This is a genomic window from Streptomyces sp. ASQP_92 (assembly GCF_025399895.1).
In the GTDB taxonomy this organism is placed as follows: Bacteria; Actinomycetota; Actinomycetes; order Streptomycetales; family Streptomycetaceae; genus Streptomyces.
In genome coordinates, this window is record NZ_JAODUA010000021.1 from 47,759 (window position 1) to 67,624 (window position 19,866).

The window sequence follows — 19,866 nt, forward strand, 5'->3', positions numbered from 1 at the left end:
AGCGAGCACGGCCCGCGGGCGGGCGCCGGGCCGTCCCCCACCCCCCGGAGGGTTTCGGGAAGGGGCGGGGTGGGGGAGAAAACCCGGCGGTCAGGCCGACAGGCGGGCGATCGCCTCGGCCAGCGGCAGCTCCTCGCGCTCACCCGTACGGCGATCCTTCAGCTCGAAGACACCCTCGGCGACCCGCCGCCCGGCGACCAGGATCTGCGGCACACCCATGAGCTCGGCGTCCGTGAACTTCACGCCGGGCGAGACCCCGGCCCGGTCGTCCACCAGCACCCGCAGCCCCGCCGCACGCAGCTGCTCGGCCGCGTCCAGCGCCGCCTCGGTCTGGACCGCCTTGCCCGCGGCGACGACGTGCACATCGGCCGGCGCGATCTCGGCGGGCCAGCACAGGCCCTTGTCGTCCGCCGTCTGCTCGGCGAGGGCCGCCACGGCGCGCGAGACGCCGATGCCGTACGAGCCCATGGTGACCCGGACCGGCTTGCCCTCCTTGCCGAGGACGTCGAGCTGGAAGGTGTCGGCGTACTTGCGGCCGAGCTGGAAGATGTGGCCGATCTCGATCGCGCGGTCCAGCTTGAGGCCGACCCCGCAGGACGGGCAGGGGTCGCCCTCCTCGACCACGACGACGTCGAGGTAGTCGTCGACCTCGAAGTCGCGGCCGCAGACCACGTTGCGGGCGTGCGTGTCGGCCTTGTTGGCGCCGGTGACCCAGGCGGTGCCGGGGGCGATGCGCGGGTCGGCGATGTAGCGGACCTTCTCCAGGCCCTGCGGGCCGACATAGCCGCGTACGAGGTCGGGGCGGTCGGCGAAGTCCTCGGCCGTCACGAGCTCCACGACCGCCGGGGCCAGGTGCTCGCCGAGCTTGCCGAGGTCCACCTCGCGGTCGCCGGGCACGCCGACGGCGACGATCTCGCCGTCCACCTTGACCAGGAGGTTCTTCAGGGTGGCCGAGGCGGGGACGCCGAGGTGTGCGGCGAGGGTCTCGATGGTGGGGGTGTCGGGGGTGTCGATCTCCTCGACGGGGCCGTGCGCGGAGCCGTCGACCGGGGCGGCGACGAAGGTCACGGCCTCGGTGTTGGCCGCGTAGTCGCACGCCGGGCAGTCCACGAAGGTGTCCTCGCCCGCGGCGGCCGGAGCCAGGAACTCCTCGGAGGCGGAGCCGCCCATGGCGCCGGAGACGGCGGACACGATCCGGTAGTCGAGGCCGAGGCGCGCGAAGATCTTCTGGTAGGCCGCGCGGTGCAGGGCGTACGACTCGGCGAGGCCCTCGTCGGTGGTGTCGAAGGAGTACGAGTCCTTCATCTGGAACTCGCGGCCGCGCAGCACGCCGGAGCGGGGGCGGGCCTCGTCGCGGTACTTGGTCTGGATCTGGTAGAGCATCACCGGCAGGTCCTTGTAGGACGTGCACTGGTCCTTGACGGTCTGCGTGAAGACCTCTTCGTGCGTGGGGCCGAGCAGGTACTCACCGCCCTTGCGGTCCTTGAGGCGGAACAGCAGGTCGCCGTACTCCTCCCAGCGGCCGCTCGCCTCGTACGCCTCCTTGGGCAGCAGCGCGGGCAGCAGCACCTCCTGCGCGCCGATGGCGTCCATCTCCTCGCGGACCACGGTGGAGATGTTGTCCAGGACCTTCTTGCCGAGCGGCAGCCAGGTCCAGATGCCGGCGGCGTTGCGGCGCACGTATCCGGCGCGGACCAGGAGCTTGTGGCTGAGCGTCTCGGCGTCCGCCGGGTCGTCGCGCAATGTCTTGGCCATCAGATTGGACATGCGCTGAACCTGGGCGGCTGCCATGGATTTCTCTCCTGTACGTGCACGGGGTGATGCCTGGAGGTTAACCGGGCGCCCCGAGTGCGCGGAAATCCGTTTCCCGCGGTCCCGCTCGCTAGCGGTGGTCCGGCGGGTCGCGCCGCAGCAGCGGAAGGGGGGCGCCCATCACCGCGTACCGCCGTGCCGCGCTCGGGAAGTGCACCTGGCGGGCGAGGTCGACATAGCCGAGCGCGCGGTACAGGGCGCGGGCGGGGCTCTCGGTGTCGATCGCGGAGAGGATCGAGCGGGGCTGGGCGGCGGTGTCGGTGATGGTGGTGATGAGCGCCCGCCCCACGCCCCGGTTCTGGAAGTCGGGGTGGACGTGCAGCTCGGTGATCACGAAGGTGTCGTCGAGCCAGTGGTCGGTGGCGTTGTTGCGCAGATACGGCTCCACGACGGTGGACCACCAGTGGGCCCGGTCGTTGGGCATGCCGTAGACGAAGCCCGCCAGGCGCCCGTCGGCGGTGGTGGCTCCGAGTGCCCGGGCACCGGGGTAGGAGAGGTGCCGCAGCACGATGTGGCGGCGCACCCCGACCTCTTCGGCGCTGAGTCCGAAGGCGATCGCCTGTACGGCGAGCGCCTCGTCCACGCGGGCCGCGAGGTCGAGCGGTCCGACGGTCACGTCAGAGTCATCAGGCATGGGCGCACCCTAACCTCAGAAGAGCACGCTCATGAATGCTCCGGTCTCGCGGAAGCCGACCCGCCGGTAGCAGGCGCGGGCGGGGGCGTTGAAGTCGTTCACGTAGAGGCTGACGATGGGGGCGACGTCCGCGAGGGCGTAGCGCAGCACGGCCGCCATGCCGGTGGCCGACAGGCCCTTGCCGCGGTGTTCGGGGGCGACCCACACGCCCTGGATCTGGCAGGCCTGGTTGGTGGCGGCGCCGATCTCGGCCTTGAAGACGACCTTGCCGTCCTCGATACGGGCGAACGAGCGCCCCGCGCCGACGAGTTCGGCGACCCGGGCCTGGTAGAGCAGTCCGCCGTCACCGGCGAGCGGGGAGACGCCGACCTCCTCGGTGAACATGGCGACGCAGGCCGGCATGATCACGTCCATCTCGTCCTTGCGGATGCGGCGGACGTACGGGTCGGGGGCGATGTCGTCGGGCATCCGCTCGGCGACCATCAGGGGCTGGTGCGGGCGTACGTCGCGGGCCGGGCCCCAGTGCGGTTCGAGCAGCCGCCACAGCCGGGCGGTGGGTTCGGCGGGGCCGACGATCGAGGAGCAGCGGCGGCCCGTGCGGCGGGCCCGGTCGGCGAAGGAACGTACCGCCTCGGGGGTCGCGCAGATCGGTACGAGGTTGGCGCCGGAGTAGCACAGGGAGCGGAGGCGGCCGTCCGCGTACCAGCCCCACATCTCGCCACCGAGGCGCCAGGGGTCGAGGCCGGCGATCTGTACGCGGGAGGTCACGAAGGCGTTGGCGACCGGGTCGCTCTCCAGGATGGCGAGCGCCGCGCCGAGGTCGCCGGGTTCGAGGACCCGGGTGGTGGTCTGCATCAACACGAGGGGGCCTCACGGGACGGACTGCTGATCTCCGCACTGTACCCGCCACCGCGCCACCGACGCCCCCACACCCCTGGGGCTCCGCCCCAGACCCCGTATCGCGCCTGAACGGCGCTCGTCCTCAAACGCCGGACGGGCTGAGGTTGCCCGATGCGGGCCGGCGCCGAGCAGCTAAGGGGCGCGAGGAACTGCGCGAGAAGCGACCACGGCCCGCAGTCGAGAGGGGGTTAGAGGCGCGGGGAACTGCGCGAGAAGCGACCGCAGTCCGCAGCCGACCCCCGCCCCCGGAGGGTCTCGGGAAGGGGCGGGGTGGGGAGAAACTCAGCCCGCCACGGACACCCTCGGCTCCCCCGAGGCAACCCCGTCCTTCTCCATCTGCTCCGCGATCTTCATCGCCTCGTCGATCAGCGTCTCCACGATCTTCGACTCGGGCACCGTCTTGATGACCTCGCCCTTCACGAAGATCTGGCCCTTGCCGTTGCCGGAGGCGACACCCAGGTCCGCCTCGCGCGCCTCGCCCGGGCCGTTCACGACACAGCCCATGACCGCGACCCGCAGCGGAACCTCCATGCCCTCCAGGCCCGCCGTGACCTCCTCGGCCAGCTTGTACACGTCCACCTGGGCGCGACCGCAGGACGGGCAGGAGACGATTTCCAGACGGCGCTGGCGCAGGTTCAGCGCCTCCAGGATCTGGATGCCGACCTTGATCTCCTCCGCGGGCGGAGCCGAGAGGGAGACCCGGATCGTGTCGCCGATGCCTTCGGCGAGGAGCGCGCCGAACGCGACCGCCGACTTGATCGTGCCCTGGAAGGCGGGGCCCGCCTCGGTGACGCCGAGGTGCAGCGGGTAGTCGCTCTGCGCCGCGAGCTGGCGGTAGGCGTTCACCATGACGACGGGGTCGTTGTGCTTGACCGAGATCTTGATGTCGCGGAAGCCGTGCTCCTCGAAGAGGGAGGCCTCCCACAGCGCCGACTCGACCAGCGCCTCGGGCGTGGCCTTGCCGTACTTCTTCAGCAGCCGCGCGTCCAGCGAGCCGGCGTTGACGCCGATCCGGATCGGCGTGCCCGCGTCCTTCGCGGCCAGCGCGATCTCCTTGACCTTGTCGTCGAACTGCTTGATGTTGCCCGGGTTGACCCGGACCGCCGCGCAGCCCGCGTCGATGGCCGCGAACACGTACTTCGGCTGGAAGTGGATGTCCGCGATGACGGGGATCTGCGACTTCCTCGCGATCGTCGCCAGCGCGTCGGCATCGTCCTGCGTCGGGCAGGCGACCCGCACGATCTGACAGCCGGACGCCGTCAGTTCGGCGATCTGCTGCAGCGTCGCGCCGATGTCCGACGTCCTCGTCGTGGTCATGGACTGCACCGAGACGGGTGCGTCCCCGCCGACCGCCACGGAACCGACCTGGATCTGACGGCTCTTGCGACGCTCGGCCAGCTTGGTCGGTACGGACGGCATTCCCAGTGAAATCGCAGTCATCTGCTGTGCAACCCCAAGGTGTGGATCAAGGTCCCGAGATCGGCGGGCTCCAGCCTTCGAGGTTACGTCACCCGCGGGGCCCCGGGCACACGGTGCCCCCACAGTTCACGCGAAGGGGGCGGCTCCGGCGCGCCGTGCGCCCGAACCGCCCCTCCGTCTCCGTCCGTCTCCGTCCGTCCCGCGCAGGTCAACCGCCCGGGGCCGGCCCCTTGACCGCCCTCAGGTGAGCTTCACCGGGTTCACCACGTCCGCGACGAGCACGAGCAGGGTGAAGCAGATGAAGATCCCGGCCACCACGTACGCGACCGGCATCAGCTTGGCCACGTCGAACGGGCCCGGGTCGGCGCGCTTGAGGACGCGCGCGACCTTGCGGCGCAGCGACTCCCACAGGGCGCCCGCGATGTGGCCGCCGTCCAGCGGGAGCAGCGGCAGCATGTTGAACAGGAACAGCGACAGGTTGAAGACGGCGAGCACCGTCATGAACATCGCGATGATGTTCTCCGTCGGGGCGTCCATGTTCAGCACCTCGCCGCTGATGCGGGCCGCGCCGACCACACCGACCGGGGAGTCCGCCTTGCGCTCGCCGCCGTCGAAGGCCGCGTTCCACAGGTCCGGGATCTTGCCGGGCAGGGCGACGATCGAGTGCACGCTGTTCTCGACCATGTCGCCCATGCGGTTCACCGACTCGCCGAAGGTGAGCGGCTGGATCACGGTCTTGGGCTGGAAGCCGAGGTAGCCGGCCGGGACGAACTGGTCGGGGACCGCCTGCCCGTCCGCGTCCTTCTTCGCCACCATGTTCTTGGCGAGCGTGGGGTGCAGGGTGATCTGCTGTCCCTGGCGCTCCACGGTGACCGTGGCGGGGCCGATGGTCGCGCGGATCCGGTCCGACAGGTCGGACCAGCTCTTCACGGGCGTGCCGTTGAAGGCGACGATGGTGTCGCCGTCGCGCAGGCCCGCGGCCTCGGCGGGCGCGACCGCGTCACCCGGCTTGCAGACCTGGCGCTTCTCGCTCGCCGCGATCACGCACTTCTGGACGGCGTCGACCTGGGTGGTCTGGGTCGGCGTGCCGAAGCCCATGAGCACGCCGAGGAAGATCGCGACCGCGAGGATCAGGTTCATGAACGGGCCCGCGAACATGACGATGACGCGCTTCCACGGCTTGCGCGTGTAGAAGAGCCGGTCCTCGTCGCCGGGCTGGAGCTCCTCGAAGGCGGCGGCTCTGGCGTCCTCGATCATGCCGCGGAAGGGCGAGGTGGACCGCGCCGCGATGCGGCCGTCCGCGCCGGGCGGGAACATGCCGATCATGCGGATGTAGCCGCCGGCCGGGATCGCCTTGATCCCGTACTCCGTGTCGCCCTTCTTGCGCGACCAGATGGTGGGGCCGAAGCCGACCATGTACTGGGGCACGCGGATCCCGAAGAGCTTGGCCGTGGAGAGGTGGCCGAGCTCGTGCCACGCGATGGAGATGAGCAGCCCCAGGGCGAAGAGCACTATGCCGAGGACCGTCAACAGGATCGTCATGCGTGCGCCTCCGCTGTCGCGTTCACCGCGAGTTCCCGGGCCCGGGCACGTGCCCAGGTCTCCGCTTCCAGGACGTCCGAGACCGTGAGGGAAGTTCCCGCGGCCGGCGTCCCGTGTTCGGTGACGACCTCCGTCACCGTCTCCATGATCCCGCTGAAGGGGAGCCGGCCGGCCAGGAACGCGTCCACGCACTCCTCGTTCGCGGCATTGAACACCGCCGGAGCCGTCCCGCCCAATTCCCCGACGTGCCGGGCGAGTCCCACCGCCGGGAACGCGTCATGGTCGAGCGGGAAGAACTCCCAGGTCGAGGCCTTGGTCCAGTCGAAGGCGGGCGCCGCGTCCGGAACCCGCTCGGGCCAGCCGAGGCCGATGGCGATCGGCCCGCGCATGTCGGGCGGGGTCGCCTGGGCCAGCGTGGAGCCGTCGGTGAACTCGACCATGGAGTGCACGAAGGACTGGGGGTGGACGACGACCTCGATGCGCGAGAAGGGGATGTCGTAGAGCAGATGCGCCTCGATCACCTCGAGTCCCTTGTTGACGAGGGTCGCCGAGTTGACGGTGATCACGGGGCCCATCGCCCAGGTGGGGTGGGCGAGCGCGTCGGCCGGGGTGACATCGGCGAGTTCGTCGCGGGTACGCCCCCGGAAGGGGCCGCCGGACGCGGTCACCACGAGCTTGCGCACATCGGCGCGCTTTCCGGCGGCCAGGGCCTGGAAGAGCGCGGCGTGCTCGGAGTCGACGGGGATGATCTGGCCCGGCTTCGCGATCGCCTTGACCAGCGGGCCGCCGACGATCAGCGACTCCTTGTTGGCGAGCGCGAGCGTGCGGCCGGCCGTGAGCGCGGCGAGCGTCGGGGCGAGCCCGATCGAGCCGGTGATCCCGTTGAGGACGGTGTGGCACGGGGACGCGGCGAGCTCGGTGGCCGCTTCGGGGCCCGCGAGGATCTCGGGGAGCGGCTCGCCGCCGTACTGCGCCGTCAGCGCCTCGCGCAGCGCGGGCACGGCGTCCTCGCGCGCGACCGCGACGGTGCGCACCCGCAGCCGCCGGGCCTGCTCGGCCAGCAGCTCGACCCGGCCACCGGCCGCGGAGAGCGCGGTCACCCGGAAGCGGTCGGGGTTGCGCAGGACCAGGTCGATGGCCTGGGTACCGATGGATCCGGTGGATCCGAGGACGACCACATCGCGTCGGCCAACGGCTGGATCGAAGGCGATGTGGGGGTCGGCGAGGGGGGCTGGGCTGTCGCTCATGCCCCCATTGTTGCCGCATCCGCTGTGTGCCAGGACAGCGCTCCCGCGAAGAGGACCCGGGCGAGTGCGCGGGCGCCGTCCCGTACCCCGCTCGCGGGGCGGCGCCCGGGGGCCCGGCGCCGGAGCGGAACCTGTCGCTCCGGCGCCGGGGGCGGTTCAGCGGATGGGGCGGTGGACGTTGTCCCGGGAGGCCGGTCCGGGCGTCGCGTCCGCGATCCAGGGGCCGTCGCCCGAGGGGTCGAGCGCGCCCTCCTCCAGCCAGGTGTACGCACCGGCGAGGACCTCGTCCACGACCTTGCGGTCGAGGTCGTCGGTGTTGCTCCACAGCCGGGTGAAGAGTTCCTCGACGCGGATGCGCGACTGGCGGCAGAAGGTGTCCGCGAGCTGGACCGCCTCGCGGCCGTTCTCGCCGGCGGCCCGCAGGTGCTCGGCCCGTACGCAGGCCGCGCTCATCGCGAACAGCTCCGCCCCGATGTCGACGATCCGGCCGAGGAAACCCTGCTTGGTCTCCATCCGGCCCTGCCAGCGCGACATCGCGTAGAAGGTCGAGCGGGCCAGCTTGCGCGCGGAGCGCTCGGCATAACGCAGGTGCTGGGCCAGTGGCCCGAACTCACCGTAGGAGTTGGGGAGTTGCCCCGGACCCGCGACCAGCTTGGGCAGCCACTTGGCGTAGAACCCGGCCGCTCCCACGCCCGCCTTCGCCTTGTCCTGGAGGGTCTTGTCGGGGTCGATGAGGTCGCCCGCCACGGACAGATGGGCGTCGACCGCCTCGCGGGCGATCAGCAGATGCATGATCTCGGTGGAGCCCTCGAAGATCCGGTTGATCCGCATGTCCCGGAGCATCTGCTCGGCCGGCACGGCCCGCTCCCCGCGGGCCGCGAGGGAGTCCGCGGTCTCGAAGCCGCGGCCGCCGCGGATCTGGACCAGCTCGTCCGTGATCAGCCAGCCCATCTCGGACCCGTACAGCTTGGCGAGGGCGGCCTCGATGCGGATGTCGTTGCGGTTCTCGTCGGCCATCTGCGCGGAGAGGTCCGTCATGGCCTCCAGGGCGAACGTGGTGGCGGCGATGAAGGAGATCTTCGCGCCGACGGCCTCGTGCCGCGCGACCGGCCGCCCCCACTGCTCGCGTGCGCCCGCCCATTCACGGGCGATTTTCAGACACCATTTGCCGCTGCCGACACACATCGCGGGCAGCGAGAGCCGGCCGGTGTTGAGGGTGGTCAGGGCGATCTTCAGGCCGGACCCCTCGGGTCCGATCCGGTTCGCGGCCGGGACCCGCACCTGGTGGAAGCGGGTGACGCCGTTCTCGATGCCGCGCAGGCCCATGAAGGCGTTGCGGTTCTCGACGGTGACCCCCGGCGAGTCCGCCTCGACGACGAAGGCGGTGATCCCGCCCTTGTGGCCCTCGGACTTCGGCACCCGGGCCATCACCACGAGCAGGTCCGCGACGACGCCGTTGGTCGTCCACAGCTTCACGCCGTCCAGGACGTACTCGTCCCCGTCCGGCACCGCGGCCGTCGCGAGCCGCGCCGGGTCGGAGCCCACGTCCGGCTCGGTGAGCAGGAAGGCGGAGATGTCGGTACGGGCGCAGCGCGGCAGGAAGGTGTCCTTCTGCTCCTGGGTGCCGAAGAGCTTCAGCGGCTGGGGCACCCCGATCGACTGGTGCGCGGAGAGCAGCGCCCCGATCGCGGGGCTGGCCGAACCGGCCAGGGCGAGCGCCTTGTTGTAGTAGACCTGGGTGAGCCCCTGGCCCCCGTACTTCGTGTCGATCTTCATCCCGAGGGCGCCGAGCTCCTTGAGCCCGTTCACGACCTCGTCGGGGATCTTCGACTCGCGCTCGATGAGGCGGCCGTCGACCCGGGTCTCGCAGAAGTCGCGCATCTTCGCGAGGAAGGCCTCGCCGCGCTCCACGTCCTCGGGGGCGGGCTGGGGGTGGGGGTGGATCAGATCGAGGCGCAGCCTGCCGAGGAAGAGTTCCTTCGCGAAACTCGGCTTGCGCCAGTCCTGCTCGCGGGCGGCCTCGGCGACCTGGCGCGCCTCGCGCTCGGAGACCTTGGGCTTGTGCTGTGGTGCGGTCATGAGGGGTTCTCCTCGCCGCGGGCCGACGGCTGCGGGCGGCTGCCCGTCACCGGGTGGTGCCACCCGTTACCGGGTGGTGCTACCCGACCGTATGTACCCGATTCCCCGGCGTTGGACCACCCCTTGTGCCCACCCGGACGTACGACGGCGGCCGGAACCCCCGCACAATGGGTTCCGGCCGCCGGCCCGGGGGCGCGGTGTCCTACAGGGCGAGGCCCGTCAGGACCAGGACGCGCTCGTAGGTGTAGTCGTCCATCGCGTAGCGGACGCCCTCGCGGCCGACACCGGAGGCCTTGGCGCCGCCGTAGGGCATCTGGTCGGCGCGGTAGGACGGCACGTCGCCGATGATCACGCCGCCGACCTCCAGGGCCCGGTGGGCGCGGAAGGCGGTCTGCACGTCGTGCGTGAACACCCCTGCCTGGAGGCCGTACTTGGAGGAGTTGACGGCGGCGAAGGCCTCGGCCTCGCCGTCCACCTTCTGGACGGTCAGGACGGGTCCGAAGACCTCCTCGCAGGCCAGCGTCGTGCCGGCCGGGACCTCGGTGAGCACGGTCGGCGCGTAGGAGGCGCCGTCGCGCTTGCCGCCGGCGAGCAGCTTGGCCCCGGCCGCGACGGCCTCGTCGACCCAGGACTCGACGCGCTTGGCCGCGTCCTCGCTGACCAGCGGGCCGACGTCGGTGGCGGAGTCGGACGGGTCGCCGGTGACCTGCGCCTCGACGGCAGCAACGACCTTCGGGAGCAGCCGGTCGTAGACGGCCGCGTCCGCGATCACGCGCTGCACGGAGATGCAGGACTGGCCGCCCTGGTAGTTGGAGAAGGTGGCGATACGGGTCGCCGCCCAGTCCAGGTCCTCTTCGGAGGCCCAGTCGGCGAGGACGACGGCCGCGCCGTTGCCGCCGAGCTCCAGAGTGCAGTGCTTGCGCGGCACCGAGTCCATGATCGCGTAGCCGACCTTGTCGGAGCCGGTGAAGGAGATGACCGGGAGGCGGTCGTCCTGCACCAGGGCCGGCATCTTGTCGTTGGCGACCGGCAGGATGCTCCACGAGCCGGCGGGCAGCTCGGTCTCGGCGAGCAGCTCGCCCAGGATCAGGCCCGAGAGCGGGGTCGCGGGGGCGGGCTTCAGGATGATCGGCGCGCCGACCGCGATGGCCGGGGCGACCTTGTGGGCGCACAGGTTCAGCGGGAAGTTGAACGGCGCGATGCCGAGCACGACGCCCTTGGGGAAGCGGCGGGTCAGGGCGAGGCGGCCCACCCCGCCGCCGTCGGTGTCCAGGCGCTGGGCCTCGCCCCCGTTGAAGCGGCGGGCCTCCTCGGCCGCGAAGCGGAACACCGAGACGGCGCGGCCGACCTCGCCGCGGGCCCACTTGATCGGCTTGCCGTTCTCGGCGGAGATCAGCTGGGCGATCTCCTCGGTGCGCTCGGTGAGCCGCTTCGACACGTGGTCGAGGGCGGCGGCCCTCACGTGCGCCGGGGTCGCCGCGAACTCCTCCACGACGGCGTGCGCGGCGGCCACGGCCTCCTCGACCTGGGCGTCGGTGGGCACGCTGACCGAGGCGACGTGACGGCCGTCCCAGGGCGAAGTGACATCGAAGCGGTCGTCGCCGGTGGCCTCGCGGCCGGCGAGCCAGAAGGCGTGGGTAGAAGTCATGCCCTCACGGTAGGGCGGGGTGGGGGGTTGTGCGTTTGTCCGGCATGGAGCAGTTCGACTCCGCCCCCCGCCGGTTTGTCGCTTCCCCGAGCCGGACAGCCTGAAGATGCCGGTGCGGACCAGCACCGATGCCGCCAGGGGCGCGGGGAACTGCGCGACCAGCCACGCACGGCCCGCAGCCGGACGAATCCCCCGGAGGGTCTCGGGAAGGGGCGGGGTGGGGAGAAGTCAGCCCTCGGGGGCCGACGTCGCCTTCAGGGCCAGCCAGAGCTCCATGCGGACGTCGGGGTCGTCCAGGGAGCGCCCCAGGATCTCCTCCACCCGCCGCATCCGGTACCGCAACGTGTGCCGGTGCACCCCGAGGTCCGCCGCCGCCGCGTCCCACTGCCCGTGCCGCGAGAGCCACGCCCGCAGCGAGGCCACCAGATCGCCCCGCCCCGTAGCGTCGTGCTCGTACAGCGCCCGCAGCATCCCGTCCGCGAACGCCCGCACCGCGTCGTCCGCGAGGAGCGGAAGCACCGATCCCGCCACCAGGTCCTCGTGCTCCACCAGCGGCTTGCCGCGCCGGCGGGCGACCGAGAGCGCCTGCTCGGCCTGTTTGTAGGCCGAGGCCGCGGCTATGGGCCCGGCCGGCGCGGAGAGGCCGATGACGACTTCCTCGCCCTCGGCGCCCGCATGGGCCAGGCACGCCGCGACCGCCTCGCCCCCGTCCGCGGCCAGCACGACCAGGCGCGCGGCCTCCGGCACCACGAGGACCGTCTCACCGCAGCGGGCCGCGGCCGACTCCATGGTCTCGGCGAGCGCGCCGAGCTCGGCGGAGGCGGCGTCGGCGTCTCCCCCGCGTTCGGCGATGACCAGGCGGAACGGCGCGTCCAGCAGGCCGCCGTACAGGTCCCCGGCGACCGCGCGGGCGTGGTCCTGCTGTCCGGAGAGCAGCATGCGCAGGATCGCCGCGCCCAGGCGCTGTTCGGCCGCCTGGAGCGAGCGGGAGCGTTCGGTGGTGAGGGTGAGCAGGGCGACCGCCGAGTGGACGGCGTAGCGCTCCGCGGTGCCCAGTGGCGCCCCCGTGCCGACGGCGAGCGCGCCGCGCACCCGGCGCCCGGTGCCGAGCGACTGGAGCTCGACGCGGTCCCCGGAGGCCTCGTCGGCGTCGCCGACCACCACGCTGGCCGGGGCCGTGCGCTCGCGCAGCCGGGCCACGTCCGCGGTGAGCCGGGCGGCGCGGCGCGCGGCCCAGTCGGGTGCGGCGGCCACGACCGCGCCGGAGGTGTCGTACAGCGCCGCCCAGCCCTCGACGTGCGCGGCGAGCTTGGCGATCAGGGCGGCCGGGCCGTCGAAGAGCGCCGCCTTCGTGAGTTCGCGCTGAGCCTCGAACCCGGCGGTGACCGCGCGGTACTGGTCGGCGGAGATGGCCGCCGAGACCTCCTTGGAGATGGCCAGGAACGGCGTGCGCCGGGGCACCTCCAGGAGCGGCAGACCCTCTTCCCGGGCGGCGTCGAGGAGCGCGTCCGGCACGGTGTCGTAGGTGACGCCGATGGCGAAGCCGAGCCCGACCACTCCGGCCCTGGACAGCCGGCGCACATAGCGGCGCATCGCCTGGGGGTCCTCGGCGTCCAGCTTCATCGCCGTGATGAGCAGCAGCTCGCCGCCCTCCATGTACGGGACGGGGTCGGCGAGTTCGCTGACGTGGGCCCAGCGCACCGGGCGGTCCAGGTGCTCGTGGCCCGCGCGCACGGTGAGCTTGAGCGCCGAGTGCTGGACGAGCGAGGCGAGCGTGGGGGGCATGGGAGCGGGTTACCTTCGGCAGGAAGTACGGGGGGCGATTTTTACGTCCCGTATGAACGTGCACTCCCATTTTGCCAGCTCGTCCAGGTTCCGGGGAGCCGCGCGGCGGGGCCATACCGGCCTCATCCGCGCAGGTCCACCAGGAGCGGTGGCGCGTGCTCCCCCCGCACCGTGGTCAGCGAGAGCACCGCGTGCCCCGCCGGCACCTGGTGGGCGAGCTCGGAGGCCGACCAGCGTTCCCGCTCGACCTTGCGCACGGTGACGGCGTCGGTGGTGACCGCCTTACCGGTGACGAGTTTGCGCAGCGCGTGGACGGCCCGGGTGAGCGGCTGGTCGGCGAAGACGGTGTGCTTGGCGACCTCGGTGGTCTCCACCCACTCGGTGCCCCACGCCTGCGCGAAGAGCCGCCCGTCCCAGGTGCTGACCCCGGAGAACGCCATGTGGCAGCCGACCGAGCCGAGCAGTGAGGTGTGCAGCCGCTCCGGTACGTCGCCGAGCGCGCGCAGGGTGAGCAGCACCCCGGCGTTGCAGTTCCGCAGCCGTTGCAGGGACCGTACGGACTCGGCGGTGATGGCGTGTGTGGCGTCGTCGAGGGCCAGGAAGGCGAAGAGGGAGCGGTCCCTGCGGGCGGTCGCTCCCGCGGTGAAGTGGGCGAGGATCAGCCGGGTCAGCAGGTGCGCGGCCTCGGGGTGGCCGCGTTCGGGTACGTCGACGCGGACCCGCAGCGGGTGCTCCAGGGAGCGCAGCGAGAAGGGACGGCTCTGGCCGGTGGTGTCGAAGAACCCCTCGAAGGCGGGGCGGTCGAGCACCGCGACGCGCGCCGCGAGCGCGAGCCCCGGGTCGCCCGGAGTCCCCAACTGCCGTTGCCGGGCGTCGAGTTCACGGTGGTAGGCGCGGTGTTTCTCGCCGTCGAGCCGGGCTCTGAGCTCCTCAAGGGCGCCCGGCGAGCCGTCGAGGAGTTCGCGCAGCACGGTGACGGAGGGGAAGCGGCCGTGGGCCGCGCGGTAGGGGCCGAGGAGCTGGGCCAGCGCCGTCGCGGCGCGCCGCGGGTCGACCTCGGCCAGGTCGCCGGCGAAGGCCTCGGCGAGCAGGGCCGCGGCCTCGTCGGGGTCGGTGGCGCCCCCGTACAGGTCGAGGTCGTACGCCGAGGAGGCGTCGCCGGGTTTGACGACGACGTCGTAGCCGTCGTCGGGGCCGAGCGGGGTGCCCGCCGCGCACACCGCGACGACGGCGGCCTTGCCGGCGAGCGCCTGGAGCGCGAGCGACTCGACGACGGGCCGCACCAGGTGCCGGGTCTTGCCCGAGCCGAACGGCCCGATGGCGAGCAGACAGGAGCCGAGCGAGGCCGGGTCGAGCGCGGCGCCCGCGCCCCGGCGGGCCGGCGGGGTGCGCTCCGCGTCGGGGTAGCGGCCGAGCCGGACCTGTGAGGTGAGCAGGTCGTGGGTGGCCGCCCGGGCGGGCAGGTCGCGGTCGCCGGAGGGGTGCAGACAGGCCCGCGCGCCCTGGCCCGCGACGGCCTCGGCGAACGCGCCGAGCCGGGACGGGTCGGCCTTCACGGTCGCCCAGGCCCGCCGGATGCGTACGCAGTCGACGTCGTTCATGCGCCCCGACCGCTCCTCCGCCACCAGCCGGTCGGCGGCGTCGGTGAGTCCCGCGGCCCGCAGCTGGGGCCAGTCGGCGGGGGAGGCCACGGGGGCGGGCGCGCCGGGGCTCTGCGCCGGGGATGGCGCCTTGCGCTTGCGCACAAGGCCCAGCCAGTCGCCGGCCTTGGCGAAGGGCCACAGCACCGCGCCGCCGACCAGCGCGTACAGGGCGTAGTTGACGAACGTGGCCACCGTGCGGTCGCCGTCGCCGGTGGTCCAGGACAGCGGGAACAGGTTCCAGATGGTGAAGAAGAACGGGAAGAGGCTGGTCCCGATGACGAGCCAGACCGCCACCGCGCCCGCGAGGCCGGTGCGCAGGGCCCGCTCGGGCTGGGGGCAGTCCACGGCGTAGCGGCGGAACACCTCCAGCCAGTTGCCCATCCGGCCGAAGAGGTACATCAGCAACGCGGCGAAGAGGCTGTTGTAGACCTCGATCGCGGTCAGCGCCTCGGGCGGCCGGGGGTAGCGCCACCACTCGGCGGGCGTGAACAGTTCCAGCAGGACCCGGCTGTGCGGGACGTAGCCGTTGGTCCACAGGGACCAGACGAGGGTGGCCGCGAGCAGGGCGACGAGCGCGCCGACGAGCAGGGCCCGGTCGGGGACCCGCTCCGGGTCGGCGTCGGGGCGCGGCTTGTGTCCGAAGCGCCACAGGCCCGGCTCGGCCGCCGCCCGCGGGGTGCGCAGCCAGTCGCCGAGGGTGGGGGCGCCGGCCGCGGGGGCCTCGGCGGGCCGGGGCGGCAGTGCCGGGCGCGGAGGCGGTCCGGCGGGGCGCGGGACCGACCCCGAACGGGTGCCGCGTGCGTCGTACGTGCCTTCGGTGTCCATCGACCCCTTGCCCCCTGACCAGCCAGGTCCGTTCCGAGCGGTGCGAACGCTCAATCTAGTGGCACCGCACCGCGGTTCACCGCTGCCGCGCACCGCGCGCCCGGCCGGGGCAACTGTCCGCCGAGGACAAGGGACACACCCCCACCACTACCGAACGGCGCATGCCACAGCCCGCTCGCGCGCTCTAGCCTGCCAAGAAAGCCAAGGAAGCGTCCGAAAACCCCCAGGAAAACCCCAGGAGCCCCGCATGAGCGCGATCCCGCAGGAGCGCCGCGTCGTCACCGCCATCCCCGGTCCGAAGTCGCAGGAGCTTCAGGCCCGCCGTCTCGCGGCCGTCGCCGCCGGTGTGGGCTCCACGCTGCCCGTCTTCACCGCGCGCGCGGGCGGCGGCATCATCGAGGACGTCGACGGCAACCGTCTGATCGACTTCGGTTCCGGCATCGCGGTGACCTCGGTGGGTGCCTCCGCCGAGGCCGTGGTGCGCCGCGCGAGCGCCCAGCTCCAGGACTTCACGCACACCTGCTTCATGGTCACGCCGTACGAGGGCTATGTCGCCGTCGCCGAGCAGCTCGCCGAGCTGACCCCGGGCGACCACGCCAAGAAGTCCGCGCTGTTCAACTCGGGCGCCGAGGCCGTCGAGAACGCCGTCAAGATCGCCCGCGCCTACACCAAGCGCCAGGCCGTCGTCGTCTTCGACCACGGCTACCACGGCCGCACCAACCTGACGATGGCGCTGACGAGCAAGAACATGCCGTACAAGAACGGCTTCGGCCCGTTCGCGCCGGAGGTCTACCGCGTCCCGGTGGCCTACGGCTACCGCTGGCTCACCGGCCCGGAGAACGCCGGTGCCGAGGCGTCCGCCCAGGCCATCGACATGATCAACAAGCAGATCGGCGCGGACAACGTCGCCGCGATCATCATCGAGCCGGTGCTCGGCGAGGGCGGCTTCATCGAGCCGGCCAAGGGCTTCCTGCCCGCGATCAGCCAGTTCGCCAAGGACAACGGCATCGTCTTCGTCGCGGACGAGATCCAGTCCGGCTTCTGCCGCACCGGCCAGTGGTTCGCGTGTGAGGACGAGGGCATCGTCCCCGACCTGATCACCACCGCCAAGGGCATCGCGGGCGGCATGCCGCTCGCCGCGGTGACGGGCCGCGCCGAGATCATGGACTCCGCGCACGCGGGCGGCCTCGGCGGCACCTACGGCGGCAACCCGGTGGCCTGTGCCGCCGCGCTCGGCGCGATCGAGACGATGAAGGAGCTCGACCTCAACGGCCGGGCCAAGCGCATCGAGGAGGCCATGAAGGCCCGCCTCGCCACCATGGCCGAGAAGTACGACATCATCGGCGACATCCGCGGCCGCGGCGCCATGATCGCCATCGAGCTGGTCAAGGACCGCGCCTCCAAGACCCCGAACCCGGAGGCGGCCGGCGCCCTCGCCAAGGCCTGTCACGCGGAGGGCCTGCTGGTCCTCACCTGCGGAACGTACGGCAACGTCCTGCGCTTCCTGCCCCCGCTGGTCATCGGCGAGGACCTGCTGAACGAGGGCCTCGACATCATCGAGCAGGCCTTCACCGGCGTCTGAGCCGAACGGCCGACACCGCCTGTGAAGAACGTGTGGGGGGCCAATGGCGGGATGGAGTTCCCGCTGTCGGTCCCCCCGCGTCTGTCGTACGGTTTGCCCGGATGAGAGAAACACCCCGCCCGCAGGGGACTGCGGGCGACTCCAGGGCGCAGCATCCCCAGCCTCGCCCTGGCCGTGCCCTCGCGCACACCACTGGGGCCTTCGGCTCCGGAACTCCTCACCGATCGGACGGCCGACCGCCCCACACCCCCCGGGGCGAGCGGTACACCGGTCCGGGCGGCCGCCCCGGAACCTCCCCCCCTGTTCCGGGGCGGCCGGCTTTCCTCTGCGCCGCGCTGCTCTGCGTGTTCGCGGTCATCACCTGGCAGGTCGTCTCGGACGGCCCGCTGCGCCGTCTCGACGAGCGCCTCGATCCCTCGCTCGCCGGCCACGGCCCGTCCTGGCTCGCCGAGGCCCTCTCCGACCTCGGGTCCATGCCCGTCGCCCTGCCGGTCCTCGCCCTCGCCATCGGCCACGCCCTGTGGCGCGGGCTGCGCCGGCCGGCCCTGATCGCCGCCGCGACGATGGCGCTGGTGCCGCTGCTTGTGGTGCCGCTCAAGGAGTGGACCGCGCGGCCGGGCCCCTTCGACCCCGCGACCGGCTACTACCCCTCGGGGCACACGGCGACGGCGATGGTGGCGTACGGGTGCGCCGCCCTCCTGTTCTCCCCGTCGGTGCGCCACGCCTGGGTGATGCCCGCCGCCGCGGGGGTGCTGACGGCGGCGACGGGCATCGGTCTGGTGCTGCACGGCTACCACTGGCCCCTGGATGTGCTCGCCAGTTGCTGCCTGTGCGGGGCGCTCCTGGTGGTCAGCTCCAGGGGTATGCGCCGAAGTTCTTCGAGAACTCTCCGCCGTTGAAGCGGTCCCAGTTGATGGACCAGGTCATCAGTCCGCGCAGGCCCGGCCAACTGCCGTGGGTCTGGTACGCACCGCAGTTGGCCTTCTTCGTCAGGCAGTCCAGGGTCTTGGTGACCTCGGCCGGACTGGTCCAGCCGTTGCCCGCCTGGGTGGAGGCGGGCAGGCCGATGGCGACCTGGTCGGGGCGGAGTGCGGGGAACGTCCTGGAGGCGTCGCCCGCGACCGGGAAGCCGGTGAGCAGCATGTCGGTCATGGCGATGTGGAAGTCCGCCCCGCCCATCGAGTGGTACTGGTTGTCGAGGCCCATGATGGAGCCCGAGTTGTAGTCCTGGACGTGCAGCAGCGTGAGCGCGTCGCGCAGCGCGTGGATGACCGGAAGGTAGGCGCCGCAGCGGGGGTCCTGGCCGCCCCAGGGGCCCGAGCCGTAGAACTGGTGGCCCATCTGCACGAAGAACGTCTCCGGGGCCATCGTCAGGACGAACCGCGAGCCGTACTTGGCCTTGAGGGTCTTCAGGGCGTCGATGAGGTTGACGACGACGGGCGTCGTCGGGTTCCTGAAGTCGGTGTCGCCGGTGTTGAGGGAGAGCGAGTGGCCCTCGAAGTCGACGTCGAGGCCGTCCAGACCGTACTCGTCGATGATCTTCGAGACGGACGAGACGAAGGTGTCGCGGGCGGCGGCGGTGGTGAGCTGGACCTGGCCGTTCTGGCCGCCGATGGAGATCAGCACCTTCTTGCCCGCGGCCTGCTTGGCCTTGATGGCCGCCTTGAAGTCGGCGAGGGGCTCGACGGTGGGGCACTCGCTGACCGGACATGGTGTGAAGCGGATGTCCCCGGAGGTCACCGAGGTCGGCTCCCCGAAGGCGAGGTCGATGATGTCCCAGGCGTCGGGGACGTCCGCCATGCGCGTATAGCCCGCGCCGTTGGCGAAGGAGGCGTGCAGATAGCCGACCAGGGCGTGCCCGGCGGCGGGCGGGTTGGGGCCGCTGGTGGTGCTCGCGCTCACGGTGGCCGACCTGGGCGACTCCCCCGCGCTGTTGGTGGCGGTGACCTGGAAGGCGTACGAGGTGGCGGGGGCCAGGCCCGTGACCGTGGCCGAAGTCCCGCTCACGGAGGCCACCTTGGCGCCGTCGCGGTAGACGGAGTAGCCGGTGGCGCCGCTGACGGACGACCAGGCGAGGTTGACGCTGGAGGAGGTGGTGCCGGTGACCGCGAGCCCCGCGGGGGCGGCCGGTATCGGGACGGGCGCGCCGCCGGGGCCGATCAGGCTCACGTCGTCGGCCTCATAGGCGGGCGTGCCGTACCAGCCGTGGGTGTAGACGGTCACCGAGGTGGTGGTGGCGCCGGTCTTGAAGCTCGTCCTCAGCTGCTGCCAGGAGGGCGCGGACTGGGTCCAGGTCGACACGTCCGTGGTGCCGGTGCCGGACGCGCCGAGATAGACATAGCTTCCCTGCACCCAACTGCTCAGCGTGTACGTGGAGTTGGGCTGGACGGCCACGCTCTGGGCGCACTGCGCGTTGTCGCTGCCGGCCGGGGTGGCCTTCAGGGCGGCGCTGCCGCCGTGCACGGGCGAGGAGACGGCGGCGCCGCTGCCCGCGGTGCAGGTCCAGCCGGCGAGTCCGGATTCGAAGCCGCCGTTGCGGATGAGGTCGGTGTCGGCGGCGCGCGCCGAGGGCGCCGCGGCGAGGAGTCCGGCCGTGACGAGGGCGGCCGCCGTCAGGGCGGCGCACAGGGGCGACCGTAGGGCCGGATGTCTGGTGCGGTCCACAACTGCCTCCGGGCAAGGGGGTATTGAGACACGAAGCCCGCACAACATGGTCCAGACCAATCGGCTTGTCAAGGCTTCCGGCAGCC

The 19,866-nt window shown here is 72.2% G+C and carries 13 protein-coding genes; 2 read left to right on the top strand and 11 right to left on the bottom strand.

Translation table 11 applies throughout. The annotated features are described in order from the left end of the window. Positions 1-90: 90 nt before the first annotated feature. The 10 genes from N4G70_RS31245 to N4G70_RS31290 all read right to left on the bottom strand — a co-directional run bounded on the left by N4G70_RS31245 (position 91) and on the right by N4G70_RS31290 (position 15,534). Positions 91-1,791 (bottom strand): proline--tRNA ligase, encoded by a 1,701-nt coding sequence (locus N4G70_RS31245; RefSeq protein WP_261716137.1) that lies wholly within the window; start codon positions 1,789-1,791, stop codon positions 91-93. A gap of 91 nt (positions 1,792-1,882) precedes the next feature. Then, positions 1,883-2,446 carry a GNAT family N-acetyltransferase gene (locus N4G70_RS31250; protein WP_261716138.1) on the bottom strand — a complete coding sequence of 188 codons (564 nt, stop codon included), beginning with the start codon at positions 2,444-2,446 and terminating at the stop codon, positions 1,883-1,885. Positions 2,447-2,461: 15 nt separating this feature from the next. Beyond that, positions 2,462-3,307: a GNAT family N-acetyltransferase gene (locus N4G70_RS31255; RefSeq protein WP_261716139.1), complete on the bottom strand. Its 846-nt coding sequence runs from the start codon at positions 3,305-3,307 to the stop codon at positions 2,462-2,464. 321 nt (positions 3,308-3,628) lie between these two features. Next, on the bottom strand, positions 3,629-4,786 hold the full coding sequence (gene ispG, locus N4G70_RS31260) for a flavodoxin-dependent (E)-4-hydroxy-3-methylbut-2-enyl-diphosphate synthase (RefSeq protein ID WP_261716140.1): 1,158 nt from the start codon (positions 4,784-4,786) through the stop codon (positions 3,629-3,631). A gap of 219 nt (positions 4,787-5,005) precedes the next feature. Continuing rightward, entirely contained in the window at positions 5,006-6,307 is a 1,302-nt protein-coding gene (locus tag N4G70_RS31265) for an RIP metalloprotease (RefSeq protein ID WP_261716141.1), read from the bottom strand. Then, positions 6,304-7,554: a 1-deoxy-D-xylulose-5-phosphate reductoisomerase gene (gene dxr / locus N4G70_RS31270; RefSeq protein ID WP_261716142.1), complete on the bottom strand. Its 1,251-nt coding sequence runs from the start codon at positions 7,552-7,554 to the stop codon at positions 6,304-6,306. The genes N4G70_RS31265 and dxr overlap by 4 nt, the downstream gene beginning before the upstream one ends. A 156-nt stretch (positions 7,555-7,710) precedes the next feature. Continuing rightward, positions 7,711-9,633, bottom strand: coding sequence for an acyl-CoA dehydrogenase family protein (locus N4G70_RS31275; protein WP_261716143.1), 1,923 nt, complete (start codon positions 9,631-9,633; stop codon positions 7,711-7,713). Between the two features lie 202 nt (positions 9,634-9,835). Continuing rightward, positions 9,836-11,281, bottom strand: a complete 1,446-nt coding sequence (locus tag N4G70_RS31280) for an aldehyde dehydrogenase family protein (RefSeq protein ID WP_261716144.1) — start codon at positions 11,279-11,281, stop codon at positions 9,836-9,838. Positions 11,282-11,509: 228 nt separating this feature from the next. Then, complete coding sequence (locus N4G70_RS31285; RefSeq protein ID WP_261716145.1) at positions 11,510-13,066, bottom strand: PucR family transcriptional regulator; 1,557 nt, start codon at positions 13,064-13,066, stop codon at positions 11,510-11,512. Between the two features lie 122 nt (positions 13,067-13,188). Beyond that, entirely contained in the window at positions 13,189-15,534 is a 2,346-nt protein-coding gene (locus N4G70_RS31290) for an ATP/GTP-binding protein (protein ID WP_261716146.1), read from the bottom strand. A gap of 247 nt (positions 15,535-15,781) precedes the next feature. On the opposite strand from N4G70_RS31290, the gene gabT reads away from it, so the two are divergent. Next, positions 15,782-17,116: a 4-aminobutyrate--2-oxoglutarate transaminase gene (gene gabT / locus N4G70_RS31295; RefSeq protein ID WP_261716147.1), complete on the top strand. Its 1,335-nt coding sequence runs from the start codon at positions 15,782-15,784 to the stop codon at positions 17,114-17,116. Positions 17,117-17,217: 101 nt separating this feature from the next. Then, positions 17,218-18,015 carry a phosphatase PAP2 family protein gene (locus N4G70_RS31300; RefSeq protein WP_261716148.1) on the top strand — a complete coding sequence of 266 codons (798 nt, stop codon included), beginning with the start codon at positions 17,218-17,220 and terminating at the stop codon, positions 18,013-18,015. Here N4G70_RS31300 and N4G70_RS31305 read toward each other — a convergent pair. Continuing rightward, on the bottom strand, positions 17,966-19,780 hold the full coding sequence (locus N4G70_RS31305; protein ID WP_261716149.1) for a chitinase: 1,815 nt from the start codon (positions 19,778-19,780) through the stop codon (positions 17,966-17,968). The two genes, N4G70_RS31300 and N4G70_RS31305, sit on opposite strands and share 50 nt — an antisense overlap. Positions 19,781-19,866 lie beyond the last annotated feature (86 nt).